This is a genomic window from Methanoculleus sediminis, from assembly GCF_001017125.1.
In the GTDB taxonomy this organism is placed as follows: domain Archaea; phylum Halobacteriota; class Methanomicrobia; order Methanomicrobiales; family Methanoculleaceae; genus Methanoculleus; species Methanoculleus sediminis.
Map to the genome: position 1 here is coordinate 79,940 of NZ_JXOJ01000005.1, position 22,740 is coordinate 102,679.

Consider the following 22,740-nt stretch of genomic DNA (forward strand, 5'->3'; position numbering starts at 1 on the left):
GAGAAGAACGGTATACGGTTTTTCCACCGGCTTCGCACCTTCGGTGCTCACGCTCCGGTTCTTACGAACCATCGCGCTCCGAACCATCGCTTATCGCCATGACTGCCCCCGCCCCTTGGGTGGGGTGTGGGATACAGGTGTCCTTGTCCGGTAGAGACAGGGGAGGGGGAACGAGTTCCCCCTCCCCGTCAGCCCCTCCGCCAATGGCGATACTCCCACGGTCCACAGCACGGGGGAGAACCCGGAGAAGAACGGTGTACGGCTTTCCACCGACTATCGCCACGCACTGCCCCCGCCCTGAGGGGCGGGGTGCGACGGGTCGTAGAGCCGGAGCATGAGCACCACAGGTGCGGGTGAGGAGGCCGAAGGCCGGGCGGGGTGGGGGATGAAGGGGTGGAGTGCAACGGCCAGGGCTTGATAAGCCATCAGGCCCCGGGTAAAAACGTGAGCACCGGAGTTACGAGCCCCCTCACCCCTCCATCCCAGTTATCCTCTCCGGGTGCGTATACACCGCCATCTCCGGCGTTCCCGCGAACCCGACGATGCAGAGCCCGGTCTCCCCCGCAACCTCCACGGCAAGCGCGGTCGGGGCTCCGGTGGAGACGAGCACCGGGATGCCGGCGATCAGGCACTTCCTGACCATCTCGGAGGTGATCGTCCCGGTGCAGACCGCTGCCATCTCCGAGAAGTCGAGGGATTCCCGCAACCCCCGGCCGATCACCCTATCGAGGGCGTTGTGCCGGTCGAGGTCTTCTGCCCGGGCGACAGCGCGGCCTCCGCTGGCGAGGGCAACCGCTTCGAGCGGGCCGGGTGCGGTGAGGGCGGCAACGGCGGCCCCGATCTCCGGGACGGAGACCGTGAGGCCCGAGTCGATCGCGGGCAGTTTCCGGGTGTCGATGTAGGAGACGGCTCCCCCGCACCCGGAGAGGATGGTCTTCTTCACGCTGACCCGCTTGAAGACGTTCTTCGTGATGACGCTGATCCGGTTCTCCTCGATCCTGACCGACTCGATCTCGTCGGCGCTCCTGATGATCTCTTCCGTATAGAGGTAGCCGGTGATGAAGTCCTCAAATCCGCCGGGGCTCAAGGTAACGGTCGTCAGGTGCCGGCCGTTGACGAAGACCGCCACGGGCGTCTCTTCGGCGGCATCGCGGGCGAGACTTTCGCCGCCGATACGGGTACAGGTAATTCTCTTGAACATCTTCCTCACTTCACGTCGCCGCACGCTCCCGGCAACACCGGGTGCCGCCCCGTGTGGGGCCGGTCATGCCATAAGACATGCACGGGAGAGGGCTATACTATACCGGTCCGGTGGCCGCGCTCTCTACATGCACTGCCGGACGAACTCCTCGGGCATCGAGGTGCGCCGTGCGGTCTCTTCGATCGAGAACCCTCTGCCGAGGAACCTTCGTACCACGCTCTCCATGGGTTCCCCGACCTCGATGATGTGCGTATCGGGGTCGTAGAACCTGACGGCCCGCTGCCCCCAGGGCTGCTCTATCGGTCCGTGGACGTAGTTCACGGAGTCCGTGCCTTCGAGTCTTTCCATGAAGGCGTCCAGGTCGTCCTCTTCGAAGTAGAGTTCGGCGTTCTTCCCCGGAACGATATCGCTCTCGGCGACGCCGATGAGGTCCGAGAAGTGCGACCGAAGGTGGATCGCAAAACCACCCTCGAAGATCACGTTCTCGCCGAGATCGTGGAGAACCCGTTGATCCAGCACCTCTTCGTAGAACGCCCTGGAGACCTCTACGTCACGGACGACGATAAGCGGGCATACGAATCGCATATCGATCATCTCATGGGGCACTGCAGCAGTTCAGCCTTCCGATCTCCGCGTTTCCCGCTCTCCGGAACCGCTTCGCTCGATTGCTCCGGGAAACGGCATAAAAGAGGTTGTTAACGGCTGTCCGGGGGTGGGAAGAGATGACAGGGGAATCCTCCCCGCCGCCGGGTATTGCCAGACACACCTTCTGCGCCCCGGCACGGGCGCGTTCAGGTTTTTTTATGGAACTCAAGATGTTGTTGATCACGCGCCCGGTCGGGCCCGATCAGGCTCCGGGTGTTACCCCATCACCGCCTGCGGGCCATCGCACCTGATGGTGCTCATGCTCCGGACGTTCCGTCCGTCGTCCTTCGAAAACGCTTCGCGTTTTCTCGAGCTCCGTTCCTTCGAAGCCTGACGGCTTCTCGGAACATCGCTTACTTGAATACGTCGAAGATCTGGTCGCTGCCGGTTGCGGAGAGCCGCTGGCGTTCCGCCTGCTCCTCGACGAGCGCGAGCACCGGGAGCTCCATGTCCACACCCGGGGTGTGGCCGAACATCCTCTCCATGTCCGTCTGCAGGGCGTGCATGTAGAGCGAGTTCGCGATCTCCATCGGGCAGTTCTCCTCGCACTGGCCGCAGTTGACACAGGAGTCCGCAACGTGGGCGTAGCGGATCAGGTGGAACATGAACGGCACGGGGAGCACGCCCGGCGGGACCAGGTAGTCCTTCTTCGTGCTGCACTCCACGCAGTAGCAGATCGGGCAGTTCTCGATGCAGGCGTAGCACTTGATGCACCGGCTCGAGTCCTCCATCATCTTCTGGAGGCGATCCTTGCCCTCACCGAGCCCATCGAAGTAGCGTGCCCGCCACTTGTCGCCGAGCTTCAGCATCGCGTTCTCGACCTTGCCGCGGATCTCGATGCCCTTGGGGTTCGCGGGCTCCGTGGCGATCGCCCCGGCCTTCGCGGCCCTGCTCAGGAGATCCGCACCCTTCTCGGAGCAGACCTCGACGAAGGTGGCCTTGCCGGCCTTGTCGCCGATAACGCCCCAGTTGCCGCAGGCGAGATCCGCCTGGCGCGGGACTTTCATCTTGCAGCGGCGGCAGTTGCTGCGGCGGCCGAATCCTTCCTCCTCGAGTTCGTCCATCGAGATGCCCTTGTGCTGGCCGTCCTTCGTGACGATGATGAACTGGCCCTTGTCGATCTCTTCCTTGACGACGTCGTTCGGGTCGACGCCGAACTTCTGGGCGATCATCTTCCGGGCAGCCACGGGGCTGACGGATCCACCGCAGTTGACGCCGATCAGCAGAAGGTTGTCCAGGTTGACCTGGTTGCGCTTCGCGAGCTCGTAGAGGCCCATCGCGTCGCAGCCTTTCACCGTCACGGCAAGGCGCATGTTCTCGGCGCCGTCCAGGTACTTCTTGACCAGTTTCGAGAGCAGGAGCGTCCCGCAGTGGAGCGAGCCTGCCGTCTGTGCGATCTCGGCCGGGTCGGTGATGATCGTCGGGACCGCGTCGTAGAGGTCCACGCCCTTCTTCACCGCCAGCACGGCGTCGACGATCTTGTTCTCCAGGGCATACTTGAGCAGTCCGGTCACCGCACCGCCGCACTCCGCGACGCTGGCGATATCGGGGCTCGTCGTCCAGGCGTATACCATATCTCCCTTTGCTGCCATTTACTGCACCCCCGTGATCTTCTCGACTTTCACAGCACTGTGCTTCAACTCCGGCATCTTGGAGAGCGGGTCGAGAGCGGTGTTCGTCAACATGTTCGCGGCCGCATCCGCGAAGTGCATCGTCATCATCAGCACGCCGGGTGCGACCTCGTCGGTCACCCTCGCGGTGGTCTCGACCTCGCCGCGCCTGCTCGTGAGTTTGATCTTCTCACCGTTCCGGATCTTCAGGCGCGCGGCATCCTCGCTGTTGATCTGGACGTAGCCGTTGGGCACCTCGTGGTGGAGGAGCTCCGCCCGGCCGGTCTGGGTCCGGGTGTGGTAGTGGAAGAGCAGACGTCCGGTCATCAGGGTGAACGGATACTCGGCGTCGGCAACCTCCGCGGGCGGCCGGTGCTCGATGCCGAAGAAGTGCCCGAGGCCGTCGGCCGACGAGAACTTCTCGCGGTGCAGGATCGGCGTTCCGGGGTGTTCCTCGGTGGGGCAGGGCCAGTGCACGGATTCCGGCTTCTCCATCCTTGCGTAGGAAGCTCCGGCCATCGACGGGGTGACCCGCCGCATGTCGTCCCAGATATCCTCAGGCGAGTTGAAGTCGAATCCCTGGAGTCCCAGTTTGTGGGCGAGATCGACGAAGATCTGCCAGTCTTCCTTTGCGTCGCCCGGGGGCTCCACGGCCTTCCTTACCCGGTTGATGCGCCGCTCGCCGCTGGTGAACGTTCCGTCCTTCTCGGCGAAGGATGCGCCGGGCAGGATGACGTCGGCGTATTTCGCCGTCTCGGTCATGAAGAGGTCCTGCACGACCAGGAAGTCGAGTTTCTCAAGCGACCGCATGACGTGGTTCGAGTCCGGGTAGGAGACGACCGGGTTCAGCGCGAAGATGTACATCGCCTTGATCGGGTCGCCGCACTGGGTGATCTGCTCCGTCAGCGTCACGCCGTACTCGCTTGCAAGCCCGGTGACGCCCCAGAGTTCCTCCATGCGCTTCCTGGTGGCGTCGTCCTCGCACTTCTGGTAGCCGGAGAAGACGTTCGGGTATGCGCCCATGTCGCAGGCGCCCTGGACGTTGTTCTGGCCACGGAGCGGGTTGACGCCGGTTCCGGGTCTGCCCACGTTGCCGGTGAGCATCGAGAGGTTTCCGAGCGACCGGACGTTGTCCGTGCCGGTGGAGAGCTCCGTGATGCCGAGGCAGTAGATGATCACCGCGTTGTCGGCACCGGCATAGATCCGGGCGATCTCCTTGACCCGCTCGGTCGGCACGCCGGTGATCGACTCGACGTCCGCGTAGTTCTCCACGGTCTTCTTCAGGTCCTCGAATCCCGTCGTCCTCTTTTCGATGAACTCCTTGTCGTGGAGGTTCTCCTGGATGATCCAGTACATGATCGAGTTGATCAGGGCGATGTTGGTCGAGGGGTTGTAGCGGACGTACTCGTCGGCCAGGCGCGCCGTGGGCGTGTAGCGCGGGTCGCAGACGATGATCTTCTTGCCCGCTTTCTTGGCCTGGACGAGCCGGCGGCCTGCAAGCGGGTGCGCCTCAATGGTGTTCGCACCGATCATGAAGATGACGTCGGCGTTCAGGACGTCCTCGAAGGGGTTCGTCGCGGCTCCGGAGCCGAACGAAAGCGAAAGCCCCGCGACGGACGGGCCGTGGCAGATACGCGCACAGTTGTCGATGTTGTTGGTCTTGAAGGCCACCCGAGCGAGTTTCTGCATGATGTAGCACTCTTCGTTCGGAGTACGGCACGAGACCTGGAACCCGAGGGACTTGGGCCCGTACTTCTCGCTGGTCTCCTTGAACTTCGAGGCGATCAGGTCGTAAGCCTCGTCCCAGGATGCCTCGACGAACTCACCGTTCTTCTTGATGAGGGGCTTCGTCAGCCGGTCGGGGCTGTGAACGAACTCCCAGCAGGTGGCTCCCTTGGGGCAGAGTTTGCCTTCGTTTACCGGTGTTCTCTTGAGGGGCTCGACCCCCACGAGCTTACCGTCATTCACCACAAGATTGAGTCCGCACCCTACGCCGCAGTACGGGCAGGTCGTGGGAACGTAACGTAATTTGCCATTAGTGTCAGCCATGTGAATTCTCCCGATAGTTGCATTCAACGTCGGTTTTGCCAGGCATGTCCGGGTAGAACGGACATGTTAATAGTGGCTTTACTCTACTAAGTAATATATAAATTTAAACTTACCCTTTTAACATTGGCGGCTTTTTTATAGTGTATAGTTTATGTTCATCAGACTCCCTCCTCCATGCATTGGGTATCCTTCCTGAAATATAAGTGATTGTGAGATTAGGCGGCGCCTAACCGATTATCTGCCTCACCCCCCTTTTCAGGGTAAATTGAATTTAATTTACCGATCCAAAATGTTTACAACCTACCTTGACCAAATACATCTCCGTGCAACCGAGACTGAATCACACATGGGAAGACATCGAGGCCCGGCTCGAGTCAAAAGGCTCCCCACCGGGATTGATCGAGGACTTCAAACGATGCATCGATTTTCACACCTTCGCGGCTCCCGGGCTCCTGGTCGGGGTCTTCATGGTGGACCAGGCCCTGGAACTCCTGAACCCGCCTGAGGGTGAGAAGATCTACGCCGTCTGCGAGACCACCAAGTGCCTGCCCGACGCCCTGCAGGTGATCGCCCACTGCACGACCGGCAATCACCGCCTCCGGGTGATCCCGATCGGGAAGTTCGCCATCACCATGAACGGGCCGGCCGACGCCCCGTACGTGAACGGGATCCGGGTCTTCGTCGACGGCGATAAGATCGAGCGGTATCCGACGTTCGCTCTGTGGTACACGAAAGATCCGCTCTTCGACCCGAGGACCCGGGGCATCGATCTGATCGACGAGATCATCGATGCGGGGCGCGATCTCCTCTCGCACGAGCGGGTGCGGGTGAAAGTCCCCCAGAAATGGCCGTGGAAGTCTGCGATCTGTTCCATCTGCGGCGAGATGGTTCCCGACAACCTGCTCGTCGACGGTGCCTGCACCGACTGCCGATCACAGTCCTACTACGAGAAGGTAGCGTACTGAAGAGATCCCCTCCCCCACGGGGGAGGCATAAATCCTAATCGACATAGAAGGCACCGCATGGAGCTCTTTCCTATCGGACTCGTGCATTCGGGTATTCGCTCCAGGAGCGATATGCCGGTCCAGGGCGTCGACGCCGAGGTCGAGATCTTTTCCCGGTACGCCGGGGGGCTCTCCGGTATCGAGGAGAACTCGCACCTGATCCTCGTCTGCTGGATGCACGAGGCCGGCCGGGACGTCCTCACGGCGGTCGCCCGGAAGGTCTCGAACGATCTCCCGGAGAAAGGTGTCTTCTCTCTCCGCTCGCCGGTGCGGCCGAACCCCCTCTCCGTCTCGGTGGTCCGGCTCCGCGGCGTGCGGGATGAGCGGTTCTTGTCGCTCGCGAACGTCGACCTGATCGACGGAACACCGGTGATCGATATCAAGCCCTACCAGGCGGGATGGGACTGCGTCTTCTCCGCGACCGGCCACGACCGGACGGAGAAGATCCGGAAGATGAGCCCCGGCGAGTACCGGGCCGGCCTCATCCGCGAGGCCGTGAACTACCACGGGGAGCTCTGCCCCGGCGTTGCGGTCGCGGTGCGGGTCGCGGAGGCGGCGACGCGGATCCTCGAGCGCGACCTGCGCCACCCGCAGATGTCGGTCGCGGCCGGCGCCGACCCCTGCATCGCCGACGCACTGATCGGGATCACCGGCGCGAGCCCCGGGAACCGCCGGCTGGGGTGTTCGGGAGGAGACCGGTACGTTCTCTTCTGCCCCGGAAAAGAGGCGGTCTTTTCCCTCCGGGACGTCCCGGAGAGCGTCGATGCGATCCTTGCGGCCGGCGAGGCGTCGCTCTTCGACTGCGCCGTTCGCTTCCGGCCGCAGCAGAAACGATGATCCAGGAGTCACGAATATGCCACGCAGGTACCTGAACCTTACCCCGCTCTCCGAGGCGCTCGCGATCATGCGGCGGGAGTTCCCTTCGCCGGGCCGCGCCGAGAGCGTGCCGCTCCGCGAGGCTGTCGGCAGGGTGACGGCCGAGCCCCTGTATGCGGGGTATTCCGTTCCCATTGCCGATATCGCGAAGTTCGACGGCTATGCGGTGAAGAGCGGCGAGACCCGTGGAGCACAGGACCAGCGGCCGCTGCCTCTCGCCGGGTATGCCCGCGTCAACACCGGCGAGGTGATTCCCCCGTCGTTCGACGCCGTCGTCATGATCGAGGATACCTGGGACGAGGGCGGCATACCCCGGATCCGCAAATCGGCCGCGTTCGGGCAGCACGTCCGCCGGGCCGGCGAGGATGTCAGGGCGGGGGAACTCGTCCTCCCGAAGGGCCACCGGATCAGGCCGTTCGATATCGGTGCGCTCGCGACCTACGGGATAGGTCAGGTCCGGGTGCGGTCGGTCCGGGTCGGCATCGTCCCGACGGGGAGCGACCTGGTACCGCTCGGCACGGCGCCCGGGCCAGGCCAGACGATCGAGACGAACACCCTGATGGCGGAGGCGTACCTCACCGGGATCGGGGCAACCTGCCGCCGTTACGGGATCGTCCCCGACGAACCCGATCTGATCCGGGAGGCGGTGGGGACGGCGGTCGCCGAGAACGATCTCGTCATCCTCTCGGCGGGTTCGTCGGCCGGCACCCGCGACTTCTCCCGGGACGTCGTCGAGGAACTCGGGGAGATCGTCTTTCACGGCATCGCGGTCAGGCCGGGGAAGCCGGTGCTGCTCGCGAACATCGGCGGCAGGCCGGTTCTCGGGATGCCGGGGTATCCCGTCGCCGCCCAGACCATTCTCCGCGAGGTTGCCGGGGACCTCCTCTCGTGGTGGGGGCTCTCGCCGCTCCCGTGCGGGGAGCTGGACGTCCGGCTGGCGCGGAGGCTGGCATCCGATCTCGGGTTCGATGAGTTCGTCCCGGTCTCGATCGGACGGGTCGACGGCACCTGCTGGGCGACACCCCATCCCCGGGGCGGCGGCATCCAGATGGCGGTCGTCCGGGCGAACGGCTACCTCCACATCCCCGCCGCCCGCGAAGGGATCGAGGCGGGGGAGGAGGTGCGTGTCCGGCTCACCGTCCCGCCCGCCTCCATCTCCCGGACGCTCGTCTGCGTCGGGAGGCGGGATCCCGTCCTCGGCGAACTCGGAAACCGTCTTGCGGAGACCGGCTACCAGTTCCACTGCTGCAACGCTTCGACGGTCGGAGCGGTGCTCGCCCTGCGGGCGAACACCTGCCACGCGGCAACGGTTGCTCTTCCTGATATTGCATCGGCATGGAGCGATCAGGTGCTCCGGTACCTGCCGGACGTCGACCTCTTCCGGGTGCCGGTTGCCCGGACGGAGGTGGGGGTCGCGTCGGCCGATCCTCCCGATGCCGGGAGCCTTGCGTCGCTCCGGGTTGCCAACCGGCCGAAGAGCGCGGCGGCGCAGTTCCTCCTCGACTCGTGGCTCGACCGGGAAGGGATCGATGCCTCCCCGTCGGGCGTTCCCGCGGACGTCCGGGTCTGTTCGGCCCTTGAAGCGCGGGAGGCGGGGCTCCGGTTCACTCCGATCGGCCATGAGTCGTGCGATCTGGTGGTACGAGAAGAGGCTGCCGCGGACGAGGGCGTCGCCGCCCTCATCGGGGCCGTACGCTCGCCGGAGTTCCGCGCGTACCTCCGGGCGATCGGGAGAGACCCGGGGGACGAAGATGCGTCCGGCGTCTTTTCGGCCTGAACCGCCGCACCTGCTCGAAACGCATATCTCTTTTTTGGCATGACCACTCCTCATGCGAGTCAGCGAGCAGACACGGGAGCAGATCATGGCGGTGCTCCGGCGGACGACGGAGGCAACGAGGAAAAAAGATCTCGACAGCATCATGGCGCTCACCGATCCCGATTTCCGGGGTATTTTCACCGCCGCCGACGGGAAGGTGATCGGGAGGAATGCCTGCCGCCGGCGTCTCGAGCGTGGCTTTGCGCAGGTAGAAACCATCGCGCTCGATCTCTCCGACGTCCGTATCGCCGCCGAGGGGACGGTCGCCTGGGTGATGGCCGATATGACCTGCCACTTTGTCGTCGACGGTATCCCGCAGACCCTGGACGGGCGGATGACGGCGGTGCTCCGGGGAACCGGCCATGCGTGGATCTTCGCCCAGGTGCACTGCTCGATTTCGGCAGAAGGCCGGTCGTATCCAACGGACTGATTCTTTTGAGCCCGCAAAAAAGGGTTTCCCGCCGGGCTCTTCTCAGCCTTGCGTCGTATAAAAGAGAATCGCCCTGCCGTTGCCGTCGATGACCGCAAGGTTGTCCCCGACGATCCGGTAGCCCGCCGACGACCGGAGGAGGTCGAGGTAGGCGCGCTCCTGCTCCATGACGCCGGCGGGCTCGGCGCAGGAGGCTTTCGTCGCGATGATCCGCTCCACACCAATCCCCGTCTCATTGACCCGGTAGGGAGCCGAGTAGGCGTTGCACCCGGCCGACCCCGAGAGCGTGCCGTCGTCGTCGAAGACCAGAGTGATATCGGTGCCGGGCACCGGCGATGCGACGGTGCTGCCGCTGCCGTTGGTGTAGCGGGTGAGGTGCCATTCGGTCGCAAGCAGCGGCACGCTCTCGGGCTGCTCTGCCCGCGCGAACGTGAGCATCTCCCGTCCGGATGGCCCGGAGATCGTCAGCCGGTCGTCCTCGACCCGGTAGGAAGCGGCCGCCACGAGGAGCTTCCGGTAACGGTTCTCCTGCTGCACGAGTTCCTGCTCATCCACAGGGTAGGCCGCGGTGGCGACGACCGGTTCCACCGCGATGGTGGAGCCGTTGATCCGGTAAGAGGCGGAGTAGAGGTTGCACCCGGCCGACCCCGTGAGCGTCCCGCTCTCGCCGAAGACGATGAGCGGTGCCGTCCCGTGCAGGGGCGCGACGACGGAACCGTTGTCGGCGCGGAACGCGACCAGGTTCCATGCCGTCCCGCTGAGCGGTTCGGTGACCCGTCCCGTCCCGTCGGGAGGCGTGTCCGGACCCCCGGTCCAGGCGACCGAGACGATGCACGCTGCCACGATGATCAGGAATGCCGTCTTCGCGAGTATGTTCTGTCCCTCTCTTCCCATCTCTCTCGTGTAGGGGTTGGAGGTGGGAGAAGAAATAGTAACTCATTTCCATCGAGATTTCCTCTCTTCTCCTCTTCTCCGGAGCCGGATGGATCGTGCGCCGATCCGGGGTTTCCGGTCGGAAAGCGCCCCTAAGAGAGATGGCCGCACCGCGGGGGCAAAAGGGCAAAATCGGGCAGGGGCCGATCGGCCCCTGTGCCGGAAGCGGGGGACGGATCAGGGCCGGCCCGCGCTGTAAGAGAGCAGGGCCTTTCCTGCATCATCGAGGAGATCGAGCCGATTCCCGTCGATATGATAGCCTGCAACCGAGGTGAGGAGGTTGAGGTAGCGGTTCTCCTGCTCCATGACGCCTTCCGGCTTGTTGCAGTTCATCTTCGTGCTGATGGGCGGTTCGATGGTGAGGTTCGTGCCGTCGAGCCGGTAGCCGGCCCCGTAGGAGTTGCATCCGGCGCTGCCGGTGACGTTCCCGTCGGGGTCGAAGACCGCTGTGATCGTGGTTCCGACGATCACCGAGGAGACCGTCTCCCCGCCGGGGCTGCTGAAGGACTCAAGCGTCCACTCTGTCCCGGTGAGCGGTGCCGGCGTGACCTCCGGTGCCTGCACGAAGAAGAGGAGATCGGTGCCTGCCGCGTCCGTGAGGATCAGGCGGTCGCCTTCCGTCCGGTAGGAGGAGACGTTCGCGAGGTGGCCCATGAACGCCGCTTCCTGGTCCATGACCCCCGGCGTCTCGCAGTACATCAGGGTGCTGTAGAGCGAGGAGACCGAGAGAGACGTGCCGTCGAGCCGGTAGTCGCCGCCGTAGTGGTTGCATCCGGCGTTCCCGGCGACCTTGCCGTCGGCCGCGAACTTCGCGGAGATGGTCGTGCCGGCAATCACCGAGGAAACTGCGTCTCCACCGGTGCTGTGTGCCTCAAGCACCCAGTCCGTCCCGACGAACGGGAGGTCGGGCGTCCGGACGACCTCTTCAAAGACCAGGATGTCGGCACCTTCGCCGTCCATGAGGGTCAGCAGGCCGCCCTCCATCCGGTAGGAAGCGACCTCGGTGAGAAGCGCGAGGTAGCGGTCCTCCTGGTCCATGATGCCGGGCGGTTCGCTGCAGTACATCTCGGTCCTGACGGCGGAGCCGATGGTGAGCGCTGCGCCGTCCACGGTGTAGTCCGCGCTGTAGTGGTTGCACCCGGCCGATCCGCCGAGGCTGCCCTCTGCGCTGAAGGTCGCCGTCACGGCCGTGCCGTCAAGGACCGGTGTCAGGGTGCCGTTCTCCCCGGCGAGGCTCGCGAGCGTCCACCAGGTGTTTCCCGCGAGTCCCGGGGACACGTCCCCCTTCACGAAGAAGAGGACGTCGATGCCTTCCGCGTCGGTGATGACGAGCCGGTCGTTCTCAACCCGGCAGCCCGCCGCCGAGCCGAGGAGATCGATGAACCGCGCCTCCTGCTCCATGATGCCTTCGGGCTCCGTGCAGAGTTTCAGTGTCTGGGCAATCGAGGAGATCGAGAGAGTCGTTCCGTCAAGCCGGTAGTCGCCGCCGTAGCCGTTGCATCCGGCCGAGCCGGTGACCTTGCCGTCGTCGTCGAACCGGGCGGTGACCTCCGTTCCCGGCAGAACCTCGACGAGCGTGCCGTTCTCGTCGAGGTACGAATCGAGCGTCCAGGACGTTCCGGTAAGTCCGACGGCCGTTCCCGGCGTCGACATGCCTCCCGTACATCCCGCGACGACGATGCACGCCACGACGATAACAAGCAGCGATGCCGTCGTGAGGATGAAGTTCCTGTTCCTTCTTCTGTTCGGTGCCATACAACTGCATATGGGCGGGAATGAGTGATAAATGAATGGTAAGCTACGAAAAAAATCGAACTTATGCATGGTCGGTTTGCCGAATCCGGCGATTATACGGTTTATATGGATCCTGTTATTTTATGCCGCCGGAAGGTGAAGGACGGGCTGTCCCTCCGTATCTGGGCGTTCCGGCACCGCTCGCCGGCCGCCTCCCTGTGCATGCAGGGGTTTTATCCCGCCGGGAGTACATACCGGTGCGGGAATGAGTGTGACGGCAACGTTGATCCTGCTACGGCACGGCGAGAGCACCTGGAACAGGGAGAACCGGTTCACGGGCTGGACCGATGTGGATCTCTCGCCGCAGGGTATAAAAGAGGCGCACCGGGCGGCGGAACTTCTTGGGAACGGCGGATACACGTTCAGCGTCGCCTACACCTCCGTCCTGAAGCGGGCGATCCGGACGCTCTGGATCGTGATGGACGACCTCGATCTCATGTATGTTCCCGTGCACCGGTCATGGCGGCTGAACGAGAAGAGTTACGGCGCCCTGCAGGGCCTGAACAAGCAGGAGACCGCGGATAAGTACGGCGCGGATCAGGTGCACCTCTGGCGCCGGGCATACGACGTGCGGCCGCCGCCGCTCGCGCGGGACGATCCGAGGCACCCGCGGTTCGATCCCCGCTACGCGGATCTCGACCCGGAGACCCTCCCTGCGACCGAGTCCCTGCACGACACGCTCGAGCGCGTGCTCCCCTACTGGGAGAGCCATATCGCCGGGGATCTTGCGGCAGGCAAATCTGTCCTGGTCTCCGCTCACGGCAACAGCCTCCGCGCCCTGGTCAAGCATCTGGACGATGTTCCGGACGACGAGATCGCGGGCCTGAACATCCCCACCGGCTATCCCCTGGTCTATGAACTGGACGGGGACCTGAAGGCGGTCAGGCATTACTATCTCGGCGACCCGGAGGAGGTCGCGGCGGCCGCCCGGGGCGTGGCCCGGCAGGCGGGAGCGCGATAGCCGGGGATGTCCTCCCGGCCTTTTATCGACAATTCTTCCTGTTTTACCTCCTGTAACACAATTGTAACGCCAATCCTGCCGGTGTTACAGATCTGTAACATCTTTTGCCCGCCTGTAACAAAACTGTAACAATTAAGTCCCCGCCCGGAAAACACCATTCTATGTCCAGGGTCGTCCGGGTTGACGAGGAGGCGCTGGAGGTCGCCCTGCAGTACGGGAAGAACCTCTCCCTCGGGATCATGAAGATGGAAGAGATGCTCAAAAAGCAGGAGAAGGCCAGGCGCGATTATACCAATATCGAGGAGATGGTCCGCCGGGCGGTCAGGGAAGAACTCGAGATGCTGACGGCAAGATACTGATCACCCCCGCCCGGTGAGTTCCGCGAGCTCGCGGAGCCACTCGAACGGCGCACCGGCGAACTCCTCCGGCGTCATCCGCCACTCCCAGTTCCCCGTGACGGTCGAGGGGTAGTTCATCCGTGCCGCGGCGCCGAGGCCGAGGACGTCCTGCATCGGAACGATGCACGCCCGGGCGACCGAGGTCATCGCCAGCCGGACGAGTTCCCGGTGAACCCCGTCCGCCGCGACCTTCCGTCCGGCGTAGGCGAAGAACCGCTGCTTATCCTCGTCGGACGCCTCCTCCTCGAACCATCCCCGTGCCGTGTTGTTGTCGTGCGTCCCCGTGTAGCAGATGAGGTTTGGGCAGTAGTTGTGCGGGATGTGCGGGGTCTTCCCGATCCCCTCGCCGAACGCGAAGAGGAGGATCTTCATCCCCGGGAAGTCGAACCGGTCGAGGAGGGCCTGGACAGCGGGGGTGTTCGCCCCCAGGTCCTCGGCGACGATGGCAAAGCAGGGATGCTTTCTGGCGAGCGCCTCGAAGAAGTCTGCCCCCGGGCCGTTGACCCAGGTGCCGCGCTCCGCCGTCGCATCGCCCGCCGGAACCTCGTAGTAGTCGGCAAAGGCCCGGAAGTGGTCGATCCGGAAGAGATCGTAGAGTTCGCCGGACCGGGCGATCCGGCCCGCCCACCAGTCGTAACCGCGCTTTCGGAGTGCGGCCCAGTCGTAGACCGGGTTCCCCCAGAGCTGCCCGGTCCTGCTGAAGATGTCGGGCGGCACCCCCGCCACCACGGTCGGGCGGAGGTCTTCGTCCAGTTTGAAGATCCCGGGGTTCGCCCAGACGTCGACGCTGTCGTAGGCGACGTAGATCGGGATGTCGCCGATGATCTGGATGCCCCGGTCGGTGCAGTAGCGGCGGAGGGCCGACCACTGCCGGGCGGCGATGTACTGGAGGAATTTTTCTTTTAGTATCCGGTCGTCGAGCAGTTCGCGCATCTCTTTGAGGGCCTCCGGCTCCCGGGCCCGGATCTCCTCCGGCCACCGGTTCCAGGCCTGCCCGCGGAAGTGATCTTTGAGCGCGACGAAGAGCGCGTGGTCGTCGAGCCACCATTCCGCGCCGTCGCAGAACGTTTCAAACCTGCGATCCGGCCCGGAGTGCCGGAACCGCTCATGCGCAACCGCAAACAGCCGTTCGCGGTACCATGCGGCCGCCTCGTATGCCGCCCGCCCGTCCGGGAACCCGGGTGCCGGCTCCAGTTCGCTCTTCCTGATGTAGCCTTCCCGGACGAGCATCTCGGGGCTGATGAGGAGGGTGTTCATGGCAAATGCCGACGGGCTCGAGTAGGGGGAGTGGGCGTATGCGGTCTCCGTCGAATTGAGCGGCAGCATCTGCCAGTAGTGCTGCCGGGCCCGCTCAAGCGCATCGACGAACCGGTATGCCGCCGGGCCGAAATCGCCGACGCCGTACGGCGACGGCAGGGACGTGATATGCAGGAGTATGCCGCTTCCCCGTGTCTGAATCATGCGCTGTCTCCCCCGACCGGATGATTCGCCTTTCTGGGGCGGTCTCCACTTATAGTCTTATCCCGGCCGGGTGGTGAGTACGGTCAAATAGATCCCGCTCCATAACAGGGCCGGAATGGAGGTGATCGAGACGGCGTTACCGACCGGCATGACCAAGTCCCGTATTCAGGAATACCTCCGCGAAGCCCCCTACCCGGCGACCCGGCAGGGCCTGGTCGACCATGCCCGCGAGGCAGGTGCATCTGGAGATATCGTGCGGGCCCTCGAACGGCTGCCCGAGAGAAGGTATGCGAATCCGGACGCCGTGATCGAGACCATCGGGATGCTGGTGTGAGGAGATGGGCAGCGGCGCCCGGCCGGATATCACCGTGCCGCTGCAGTCGCCGTCGCCTCCTCCCGGACGGTGAAGAGGTCGCGGAGAGTGTCTTTGATGCAGGCCTCGAAGATATCCCGCACGTGGGTGTGGGCGATCTCGAGCCAGTCAGCCACCCCGTCCGGTGGGATGCTCTTCCCCTCCGCCAGGTAGTAGTCGATATTGAGGAGGAACGCGTTGTGTTCCGTCGATTCGGGGACGGCGTCGGTGAGTTCCACCCGGCAGTTGTCGCGGTCGTCGTGGAACGAGAACTCGCACCCGGTGATGAACCCCGCCGGCACCCGCGGGAGTTCCGGCGGGAGGGTGGGGTAGAAGGCGAAGTAGTCCGAGAGCGTCACCTCCTGCTCCGGGACCTCGATGAAGTTGACGTACCGGAGGTTCATGGTGCCGATGGCGTCGGTGCCGATGACCTCCCGGAACCGGTCGAACGCCCCGTGGATCCGCTCCGAGAAGGCTTCCCAGTGGACGTAGGGTTTCTGGCAGCTCACCGAGAGCAGGCGTGGCCCGACCTGGACAGCGCAGCCTTCGTCCTCGGCGAGAAAGATCGACCGTTCGGCGACCAGGAGTTCTTCGCGGAGCCCCTCCGGGCCGAGGAGCATCACCACCTCGCGGACGTAGCGCTGGTCGCGTTTCGGGTAGGTGTCCTTTAAGTGACTGTAGAGTATGCCGGGGTAGGTCAGGTCCCAGGGGGTGTCCTCGGGGAACCGGAACTCGCATATCACTTCGGCGGCGGGCGGGTTGACGTACTTTCTTACCTCTGCCATATTCTTCTCCCTCAGGGGTGCTGGATGGAAGGAGACTACTTTAAGGTGACTGCTGCCCGGCAAATACCGGGCACCATCACGATGCTTTATCTCTCGCGGCCGCTATCCGGGTGTGATGGGCGAGACGTTCCGCCAGACGGTTCATCTGGTCATGGGAGTCCTCGGCGCGGCGGTGATCCTCCGCCTGGACGACCGGTGGGCGTTCGTCTTCGTGAGCGCCTTACTCGTCGCCCAGTTCCTCCTCTGCGACGCCTTCACCCGCGGCTACGACGTCCCGGTTCTCTCGCGGGTGATGGACGAGTCGGAGCGCACCGGGAAGGTGCCGCTGAAGGGCGGGATCGCCTACGCTGCCGGCGCACTCTTCTGCCTCGCGGTCTTCGGCCGCGAGTATACCGCAATCGGCCTCGTCACGGTCGGCGTGCTCGACAGTGTCGCGACCCTCGTGGGGTTGCGGTTCGGGCGGCACACCCTCGTCGGCAGCAAATCGCTTGAGGGGACGATTGCCGGGGCGGCCGCGGCCGCGCTCGCGCTGGCATTCCTGATCCCCTGGTGGGCTGCCGCGGTCGTGGCGGCCGTTGCGGGCGTCATCGAGGCCTGCTTCCCGCTCGACGACAACGTGGCGATTCAGGTGGGGGTGTGCGTGGTGCTGGCGGCGGTGGGGGTCGGGGTGGGGTTTGTTTGAGGAAGGGTCTTTAATGCACGGGTTGTGCGGGAACCCAGCCTGGGAAGAGCGATGTTGTCCGACTGCGGCTGACAGGATAGGCCGGGACGATAAAAAAGCCTGGTACAGTGGACCGTGGGAGACTCGCACCTTTGGTGCTCGAACTCCGCCTGCCCTTCGGGCACGCATCGTTTATCGCCATGGGGGAGAGCGACTGGCCGGAGGGCAGGAGCTCGAGAAGAACGAAGTTCTTCGAGGGGACAAAGGGGAGTGCGAGCGCAGCGAGCATGAGAAACTCGAAGAGTTTCGAGGGGGGCGCGCCCCCCTCCCCACCTGACGGTGGTCGAGCTCCGGGCGTTCGCACCTAACGGTGCTCACGCTCCTGCCCTCCGGCCAGTCGCGTTCCGCCCATCGCACTCCCCGTCAGCCCCTCCTCGCACCTAACGGTGCTCACGCTCACTACGTTCGCGCCTCGCACCTTCGGTGCTCGAACTCCGCTCCTGCGGAGCGTCGTTCCCCTAATGGCGATATCCACTGGAAAGCCGTTGGTGAGCAGGCGTGATGAGAAAGAAGGAGCATGGTTCCCCGAGGCCCACCGGTTGGGCCCTTACGGGGCGGGAAACCCGCCCCTCTCTCTCCTCAGTGCTTCACACCCCGCTTCTTGAGTTCCTCGGACTTCTTCTTCGAGCACTCCTCGCACCGGAACTCGGGCGCCGGGTCTTTGGATTTGTCGTAATTCTTCGCCCGGACGAGGCGGTAGCCCCGGGCGACCTTCCCGCAGTCCACGCACCGGACCTCCTCTTTGACCTCCCACTGGGCGGCGAGCGTCTCGGAGGTGAAGATGAACCGGTCGACCCAGAAGAAGATGAGGCCGCCGATGAGGTTTGCGACGACGGTGGCGGCGAGCGCCCCGAGGCCCGCGAGCCAGTAGAGCACGACGGCGAGGATGGGCGTCGAGAGCTGCCACCGGACGAGATACAGGCCGTATCGCTTAAAATTTACTTCCACGTATAAAATTCGGCGGGCGACCTCATAAAACCGGGGTCGGCATCAGTACCCCGCTAACGATCTTGAGGGAGTTCCCGCGAGGTCAAACCACCGATCTTTCTTCGCACCTCTCGGTGCTCATGCTCTTGTCGTTCCGACAGTCGCACTTCGCGTCCTTCGCGGCTTCGCGCGAGCTAACCGGAATAGGCAACAATACGGTCTCACGCGAAGAACGCGAAGTCGCGAATGCCGGTGCCCGGGTACTGCTGACTCCGCGTTTAAACTTGTCACCCGAGCACAAGGATCCGGCGGGTCAGGCTCTTGTGCACCCGCTGCTCGTGCTCCTGCAGGACGGTGAAGTGGCGGGCGGCGATCGGCGTGATGTCGCGATGCGTGACGACGACCGCGCGCCTCCCCGGCCGGAGGATGCGCCGGATCTCCGCAAGCGATCCGTCGTAGAGCCGGTCCATGCTCTCTCCGTGGATCCGGACCGACTGGCCGTAGGGGAGGTCGGTCACGACCGAATCAAGCGCCCCGTCGCAGACCGGGACCGCCGTGGCGTCGGCGATCAGCACGTCCGAATCCGGGAGGTTCTGCCGGTAGCCGTCGACCATCGCGGGGTCGAAGTCGCTCCCGAGGATCCGGACGCCGATCTCCCGGGCCTCGAGGAGGATCCCGCCGGTGCCGCAGAAGGGGTCGAAGACCGTCTCGCCGGGGCGGACGAGGGAGATGTTGACGAGCGCCCGGGCCATCCGGGGCATCATCACGCCGGGGTGGAAGAACGGCCGGCGCATGGGGTTCCGCGCCTCGAACGCCCCCCGGTCGATCTTCAGGATGACGCGGCCGAAGTAGCAGCGGTCTTCCGAGACGACGGCGCGGTACTCCTCGATCGGATCGCGGAGCGAGACCGGGCCGGCGATCAGGCTCCCGATCAGCTTTTCCAGGTCGAGCCGCTCGATATCCATCCTGCTCCCCTGGATCATCTTCCCCCGGCCGACGAACGGTTTTTCGGTCGTTATCGCAAGGTCCCGGAGGAGATGCTCAAACGCCGCCCTGGTTGCCTCGCACTCCCCGAGGTACTCCATCACCACGTGCGTCAGGGCAAGCCGCCCGGCGATCTGGGGGTCCGGGCACTCGGCGACCGCGACCTGGATCCGCCGGTCGAGCACCGTGCCCACGCACTCAAGTTCCATGGCCGGGAGGTCGGGGTGCTCGCCGGAGAGTTCGAAGAGCAGCTTCATTCCTATGGTATTGGGGGCGCGGGGCGATAAAGCGGGGGGATGGGGTGTCTTAAAACTGGTATCCGATAGATTGGTCAGGATAATTATCGCTTGTTGCTATTGTGGTCTGGTGCAGTGCAAAGGGTTCCACAGTGCATTAGTTCTGGTGCGTTTACATACCCCGGGCACGGATTTCCTGTGGATATCGCCATTAGGGGAACGACGCTCCGCAGGAGCGGAGTTCGAGCACCGAAGGTGCGAGGCGCGAACGTAGTGAGCGTGAGCACCGTTAGGTGCGAGGAGGGGCTGACGGGGAGGGGGGAGTATTCCCCCCTCGAAACTCTTCGAGTTTCTCATGCTCGCTGCGCTCGCACTCCCCTTTGTCCCCACCCCCCTCTCGGGGATAGCCACCACGGTCCACTGTATCGGGCTTTGTCCTTGCATCTGCTGTTTCCGTGGTCATTCATCACACATCCAACTGTTTTCCCAGCAAATGCGACCCACTGCCCTCTCGGATCAAGAAGTATGCCTAAAGTGGGATCTAAAAAGAGAGACAGCCGGTGAAGGAGTCTTCCCTCACTTCACCGACTCTTTCACCTTGTCGACGACGTCCTGGAAGAAGCCCTTGCCCTTCTTCGCGGAGGGCTTGTGCCCCTCGATCTCGAGCAGCCGTGCATAGAGTTCGCGCTCCTCCTCCGTCAGGCGGTCGGGCACGACGATGTGCACCCGCACCAGCATGTCGCCGGGCCTCGTCTGCCACCGCACGCCCTCGCCCGGGATCTTCAGCCCGGTGTTGTGCTGCACGCCGGCGGGGATGTCGAGGACGACCGTGCGCCCGTCGATCGTCCGCACCTCGACCTCGGAGCCCAGCGCCGCCTGGGCCGGGGTGACATCGACCGTCGTCTCCAGATCGTCGCCCCGCCGGGTGAACGACCGGTGCGGCGCGACGCTGATCTCGATGTAGAGGTCTCCCGGCGGCGCACCGTAATCCCCGGCGTCGCCGTAGCCCTCCATCCGGAGGCGCATGCCCGTATCCACGCCCGGCGGGATCCTGACCTTCACCGTCTGCCGGGCACGCCGGTGCCCCGTTCCGCCGCAAGCCTTGCACCGGGTCTCGGGAACCCTTCCCCGGCCGCCGCAGGCGGTGCAGGGCATCATCCGGACGAAGTTCCCGAAGATGGACTGGCTCACCTGCCGCATCTGGCCGCTGCCGCCGCAGGTCGGACAGGTGGTGGTCTTCTTCGTCTCGCTCCCCGACCCGTCGCACTCCGGACAGGGCTCGACGTGGTCGACGCCGACCTCCTTTTCGGTTCCGAGCGCCGCCTCCTCGAGCGTGATGCGCATCTTCATCAGGAGGTCGGCACCGGGGCGCGGGCCGGCACGCTGCCTGCCCCCGCCGCCGCCGAAGAAGGTCTCGAAGATGTCCCCGAACCCGGAGAAGTCGGCGCTGAAGCCGCCGGAGTACCCGCCGCCGCCGGCATACGAGCCCTTTGACGCGCTGCTGTAGGCCTCGTGCCCCATATTGTCGTACTGGGCGCGTTTCTGCTCATCCGAGAGGACGCTGTAGGCCTCGTTGATCTTCTTGAACTTCTCCTCGGCCCCCGGCTCTTTGCAGACGTCGGGGTGGTATTTTCGCGCCAGGTTCCGGTAGGCTTTTTTGATCTCCGCGTCATTGGCGTCACGGGATACGCCGAGGATATCATAGTAGCTGTCCGGACCCATTTACCTCACTCTTTGACTTCGTAGTCGGCATCGACGACGTTATCGTCCTTTTTTGCGGCTCCCTCCGCCTGCTGCTGCTGGGCGGCGGCCGCCTGTGCCTGCTGGTACATCTTCGTCGTGAGTGCATATACCGCTTCGGTCAGGGCATCCATCTTCTGCTTGATCGCCTCGAGGTCGTCGCCCTCGAGCGTCTTCTTGAGGTCGGCGATCGCGCTCTCGATCTTCTCCCTGTCCGCGGCCTCGATCGACTCGCCCGCATCCTTCATCGCCCGCTCGGCGGTGAAGATCGCGGTGTCGGCGGTGTTCCTGAGTTCGATCTCCTCGCGATTCTTCTGGTCTTCCGCCTCGAACTTCTTCGCGTCGTCCATCATCCGCTGGATCTCGGCTTCGGACGGGCGGGAGTCCTGCGGCTTGATGGTGATCGACTGCTCGTTCCCCGTGCCGAGGTCCTTGGCCGAGACGTGGACGATACCGTTTGCGTCGATATCGAACGTGACCTCGATCTGCGGGATGCCACGCGGCGCCGGCGGGATGCCGGTGAGCTGGAACCGGCCGAGCGTGAAGTTGTCCTTCGCGAGCGCCCGCTCGCCCTGCATCACGTGGATCTCCACCGAGGTCTGGCCGTCGGCGGCGGTCGAGAAGATCTGGCTCTTCCTCGTCGGGATGGTGGTGTTGCGCTCGATGAGCTTCGTCGCGATGCCGCCGAGCGTCTCGATCCCGAGCGAGAGCGGGGTCACGTCGAGGAGCAGCACGTCCTTCGTCTCGCCGGTCAGCACGCCCGCCTGGATGGCGGCGCCGAGGGCGACGCACTCGTCGGGGTTGATCCCTTTGTCGGGCTCCTTCTTGAGAACCTTCTTCACGGTCTCCTGGACGAGCGGGACACGGGTCGAACCTCCGACGAGGAGGACGTGGTCGATATCGTCGGCGCCCAGTTTTGCGTCGGAGAGCGCCTGCTTCACCGGCCCGAGGGTCGAGTCGACGAGGTCGCCGATGAGCTGCTCGAACTTCGCCCGGGTCAGATCGATGTCCAGGAACTTGGGTCCGCTCTCCGTCGTGGTGATGTAGGGAAGGTTGATGTTGGTCTTCTGGACGGTGGAGAGCTCGATCTTCGCGTTCTCGGCCGCGTCGCGCAGCCGCTGCATGGCGACCGGGTCATTCCGGAGGTTGATCCCCTCCTTCTTTCTGAACTCCTCGACCAGGTAATCGATGACCCTCGTATCGAAGTCGTCGCCGCCGAGGCGGTTGTTGCCTGCGGTCGACTTGACCTCGAAGACGCCGTCGCCGAGCTGGAGGATCGAGACATCGAACGTCCCGCCGCCGAGATCGTAGACGAGCACCGTAGAGTCGCCTTCCCTGTCGATGCCGTAGGCGAGCGCGCTCGCGGTCGGCTCGTTGATGATCCGGAGCACCTCGAGGCCGGCGATCGTCCCTGCGTCCTTCGTCGCCTGCCGCTGGGCGTCGTTGAAGTAGGCGGGCACCGTGATGACGGCTTTCGCGATCTTCTCGCCGAGATACTCCTCCGCGTCCAGTTTCATCTTCTGGAGGATCATCGCGGAGATCTCCTGCGGGGTGTAGGTCTTGTCCCCGATGGTGACCTTCTCGTTCGTGCCCATCCTGCGCTTGATCGACTGGATGGTGCGGTTCGGGTTGGTGATCGCCTGCCGTTTCGCGACGTTGCCGACCAGCCGCTCGCCCTCCTTGGAGAACGCTACGACCGACGGGGTGGTTCTGCCGCCTTCGGCGTTGGCGATGACCGTCGCCCGCCCGCCTTCCATGATTGCCATGCACGAGTTGGTTGTCCCAAGATCGATACCCAGAACTTTTTCCGAAACCAT

20 protein-coding genes are annotated in these 22,740 nt (G+C 64.3%); 8 read left to right on the plus strand and 12 right to left on the minus strand.

Going from position 1 to position 22,740, the window contains the following annotated elements; genetic code table 11:
- Positions 1–469: 469 nt before the first annotated feature.
- From fdhD to fdhF, 4 genes are all read right to left on the minus strand, one after another.
- Positions 470–1,201 (minus strand): formate dehydrogenase accessory sulfurtransferase FdhD, encoded by a 732-nt coding sequence (gene fdhD / locus SZ63_RS09990; protein WP_048184891.1) that lies wholly within the window; start codon positions 1,199–1,201, stop codon positions 470–472.
- Between the two features lie 123 nt (positions 1,202–1,324).
- Entirely contained in the window at positions 1,325–1,795 is a 471-nt protein-coding gene (locus SZ63_RS09995; protein WP_241481315.1) for a glyoxalase/bleomycin resistance/dioxygenase family protein, read from the minus strand.
- 404 nt (positions 1,796–2,199) lie between these two features.
- Positions 2,200–3,438 carry a Coenzyme F420 hydrogenase/dehydrogenase, beta subunit C-terminal domain gene (locus SZ63_RS10000; RefSeq protein WP_048184893.1) on the minus strand — a complete coding sequence of 413 codons (1,239 nt, stop codon included), beginning with the start codon at positions 3,436–3,438 and terminating at the stop codon, positions 2,200–2,202.
- Entirely contained in the window at positions 3,439–5,505 is a 2,067-nt protein-coding gene (gene fdhF, locus SZ63_RS10005; protein ID WP_048184895.1) for a formate dehydrogenase subunit alpha, read from the minus strand.
- A gap of 323 nt (positions 5,506–5,828) precedes the next feature.
- Here fdhF and SZ63_RS10010 point away from each other — a divergent pair, with 323 nt between their 5' ends.
- The 4 genes from SZ63_RS10010 to SZ63_RS10025 are packed head-to-tail and all read left to right on the plus strand — an operon-like array spanning position 5,829 to position 9,631.
- Positions 5,829–6,470, plus strand: coding sequence for an FmdE family protein (locus SZ63_RS10010; RefSeq protein ID WP_048185002.1), 642 nt, complete (start codon positions 5,829–5,831; stop codon positions 6,468–6,470).
- 57 nt (positions 6,471–6,527) lie between these two features.
- Positions 6,528–7,346, plus strand: coding sequence for a tRNA (N6-threonylcarbamoyladenosine(37)-N6)-methyltransferase TrmO (tsaA, locus tag SZ63_RS10015; RefSeq protein WP_048184897.1), 819 nt, complete (start codon positions 6,528–6,530; stop codon positions 7,344–7,346).
- A 16-nt stretch (positions 7,347–7,362) separates the two neighbouring features.
- Positions 7,363–9,162 (plus strand): molybdopterin-binding protein, encoded by a 1,800-nt coding sequence (locus SZ63_RS10020; RefSeq protein ID WP_048184899.1) that lies wholly within the window; start codon positions 7,363–7,365, stop codon positions 9,160–9,162.
- A gap of 52 nt (positions 9,163–9,214) precedes the next feature.
- The gene (locus SZ63_RS10025) at positions 9,215–9,631 is read left to right on the plus strand and encodes a nuclear transport factor 2 family protein (RefSeq protein WP_048184901.1); all 417 of its coding nucleotides are present in this window, start codon (positions 9,215–9,217) and stop codon (positions 9,629–9,631) included.
- Positions 9,632–9,673: 42 nt separating this feature from the next.
- Here SZ63_RS10025 and SZ63_RS10030 read toward each other — a convergent pair whose 3' ends face one another.
- Both SZ63_RS10030 and SZ63_RS10035 read right to left on the minus strand, forming a co-directional pair.
- Positions 9,674–10,525 carry an META domain-containing protein gene (locus SZ63_RS10030; RefSeq protein WP_048184906.1) on the minus strand — a complete coding sequence of 284 codons (852 nt, stop codon included), beginning with the start codon at positions 10,523–10,525 and terminating at the stop codon, positions 9,674–9,676.
- A 216-nt stretch (positions 10,526–10,741) separates the two neighbouring features.
- A complete protein-coding gene (locus SZ63_RS10035; RefSeq protein WP_048184910.1) occupies positions 10,742–12,319 on the minus strand; it encodes an META domain-containing protein in 1,578 nt (525 codons plus the stop codon).
- A gap of 250 nt (positions 12,320–12,569) precedes the next feature.
- On the opposite strand from SZ63_RS10035, the gene gpmA reads away from it, so the two are divergent.
- Positions 12,570–13,319, plus strand: coding sequence for a 2,3-diphosphoglycerate-dependent phosphoglycerate mutase (gpmA, locus tag SZ63_RS10040; protein ID WP_241481317.1), 750 nt, complete (start codon positions 12,570–12,572; stop codon positions 13,317–13,319).
- Between the two features lie 161 nt (positions 13,320–13,480).
- Entirely contained in the window at positions 13,481–13,678 is a 198-nt protein-coding gene (locus SZ63_RS10045) for a hypothetical protein (RefSeq protein ID WP_048184917.1), read from the plus strand.
- Here SZ63_RS10045 and malQ read toward each other — a convergent pair whose 3' ends face one another.
- A complete protein-coding gene (malQ, locus tag SZ63_RS10050; RefSeq protein WP_082122749.1) occupies positions 13,679–15,178 on the minus strand; it encodes a 4-alpha-glucanotransferase in 1,500 nt (499 codons plus the stop codon).
- A gap of 115 nt (positions 15,179–15,293) precedes the next feature.
- Between malQ and SZ63_RS10055 the strand changes: the two genes are divergently transcribed.
- Positions 15,294–15,512: a DUF2795 domain-containing protein gene (locus tag SZ63_RS10055; protein WP_052959129.1), complete on the plus strand. Its 219-nt coding sequence runs from the start codon at positions 15,294–15,296 to the stop codon at positions 15,510–15,512.
- A 29-nt stretch (positions 15,513–15,541) separates the two neighbouring features.
- Here SZ63_RS10055 and SZ63_RS10060 read toward each other — a convergent pair whose 3' ends face one another.
- Positions 15,542–16,315, minus strand: coding sequence for a TIGR04255 family protein (locus SZ63_RS10060; RefSeq protein ID WP_048184919.1), 774 nt, complete (start codon positions 16,313–16,315; stop codon positions 15,542–15,544).
- A gap of 115 nt (positions 16,316–16,430) precedes the next feature.
- Here SZ63_RS10060 and SZ63_RS10065 point away from each other — a divergent pair, with 115 nt between their 5' ends.
- A complete protein-coding gene (locus tag SZ63_RS10065; RefSeq protein WP_048184923.1) occupies positions 16,431–16,997 on the plus strand; it encodes a diacylglycerol/polyprenol kinase family protein in 567 nt (188 codons plus the stop codon).
- Positions 16,998–17,615: 618 nt separating this feature from the next.
- On the opposite strand, the gene SZ63_RS10070 is transcribed toward SZ63_RS10065, so the two are convergent.
- The 4 genes from SZ63_RS10070 to dnaK all read right to left on the minus strand — a co-directional run bounded on the left by SZ63_RS10070 (position 17,616) and on the right by dnaK (position 22,740).
- Positions 17,616–17,984, minus strand: coding sequence for a hypothetical protein (locus SZ63_RS10070; protein ID WP_048184926.1), 369 nt, complete (start codon positions 17,982–17,984; stop codon positions 17,616–17,618).
- A gap of 266 nt (positions 17,985–18,250) precedes the next feature.
- Complete coding sequence (locus SZ63_RS10075) at positions 18,251–19,204, minus strand: methyltransferase domain-containing protein (RefSeq protein WP_048184927.1); 954 nt, start codon at positions 19,202–19,204, stop codon at positions 18,251–18,253.
- A gap of 555 nt (positions 19,205–19,759) precedes the next feature.
- On the minus strand, positions 19,760–20,905 hold the full coding sequence (gene dnaJ, locus SZ63_RS10080; protein WP_048184929.1) for a molecular chaperone DnaJ: 1,146 nt from the start codon (positions 20,903–20,905) through the stop codon (positions 19,760–19,762).
- Between the two features lie 5 nt (positions 20,906–20,910).
- Positions 20,911–22,740, minus strand: coding sequence for a molecular chaperone DnaK (gene dnaK, locus SZ63_RS10085; RefSeq protein ID WP_048184931.1), 1,830 nt, complete (start codon positions 22,738–22,740; stop codon positions 20,911–20,913).

Bases quoted from the DNA above. Each gene is read 5' to 3' on its own strand.
- SZ63_RS10065 (WP_048184923.1), top strand. From the start codon at position 16,431: ATGGGCGAGACGTTCCGCCAGACGGTTCATCTGGTCATGGGAGTCCTC.
- SZ63_RS10030 (WP_048184906.1), bottom strand. From the start codon at position 10,525: ATGGGAAGAGAGGGACAGAACATACTCGCGAAGACGGCATTCCTGATC.
- SZ63_RS10025 (WP_048184901.1), top strand. From the start codon at position 9,215: ATGCGAGTCAGCGAGCAGACACGGGAGCAGATCATGGCGGTGCTCCGG.
- SZ63_RS10035 (WP_048184910.1), bottom strand. From the start codon at position 12,319: ATGGCACCGAACAGAAGAAGGAACAGGAACTTCATCCTCACGACGGCA.
- malQ (WP_082122749.1), bottom strand. From the start codon at position 15,178: ATGATTCAGACACGGGGAAGCGGCATACTCCTGCATATCACGTCCCTG.
- dnaK (WP_048184931.1), bottom strand. From the start codon at position 22,740: ATGGTTTCGGAAAAAGTTCTGGGTATCGATCTTGGGACAACCAACTCG.
- SZ63_RS10045 (WP_048184917.1), top strand. From the start codon at position 13,481: ATGTCCAGGGTCGTCCGGGTTGACGAGGAGGCGCTGGAGGTCGCCCTG.
- SZ63_RS10020 (WP_048184899.1), top strand. From the start codon at position 7,363: ATGCCACGCAGGTACCTGAACCTTACCCCGCTCTCCGAGGCGCTCGCG.
- tsaA (WP_048184897.1), top strand. From the start codon at position 6,528: ATGGAGCTCTTTCCTATCGGACTCGTGCATTCGGGTATTCGCTCCAGG.
- fdhD (WP_048184891.1), bottom strand. From the start codon at position 1,201: ATGTTCAAGAGAATTACCTGTACCCGTATCGGCGGCGAAAGTCTCGCC.
- SZ63_RS10000 (WP_048184893.1), bottom strand. From the start codon at position 3,438: ATGGCAGCAAAGGGAGATATGGTATACGCCTGGACGACGAGCCCCGAT.
- dnaJ (WP_048184929.1), bottom strand. From the start codon at position 20,905: ATGGGTCCGGACAGCTACTATGATATCCTCGGCGTATCCCGTGACGCC.
- SZ63_RS10075 (WP_048184927.1), bottom strand. From the start codon at position 19,204: ATGAAGCTGCTCTTCGAACTCTCCGGCGAGCACCCCGACCTCCCGGCC.
- SZ63_RS10060 (WP_048184919.1), bottom strand. From the start codon at position 16,315: ATGGCAGAGGTAAGAAAGTACGTCAACCCGCCCGCCGCCGAAGTGATA.
- SZ63_RS10055 (WP_052959129.1), top strand. From the start codon at position 15,294: ATGGAGGTGATCGAGACGGCGTTACCGACCGGCATGACCAAGTCCCGT.
- SZ63_RS09995 (WP_241481315.1), bottom strand. From the start codon at position 1,795: ATGATCGATATGCGATTCGTATGCCCGCTTATCGTCGTCCGTGACGTA.
- fdhF (WP_048184895.1), bottom strand. From the start codon at position 5,505: ATGGCTGACACTAATGGCAAATTACGTTACGTTCCCACGACCTGCCCG.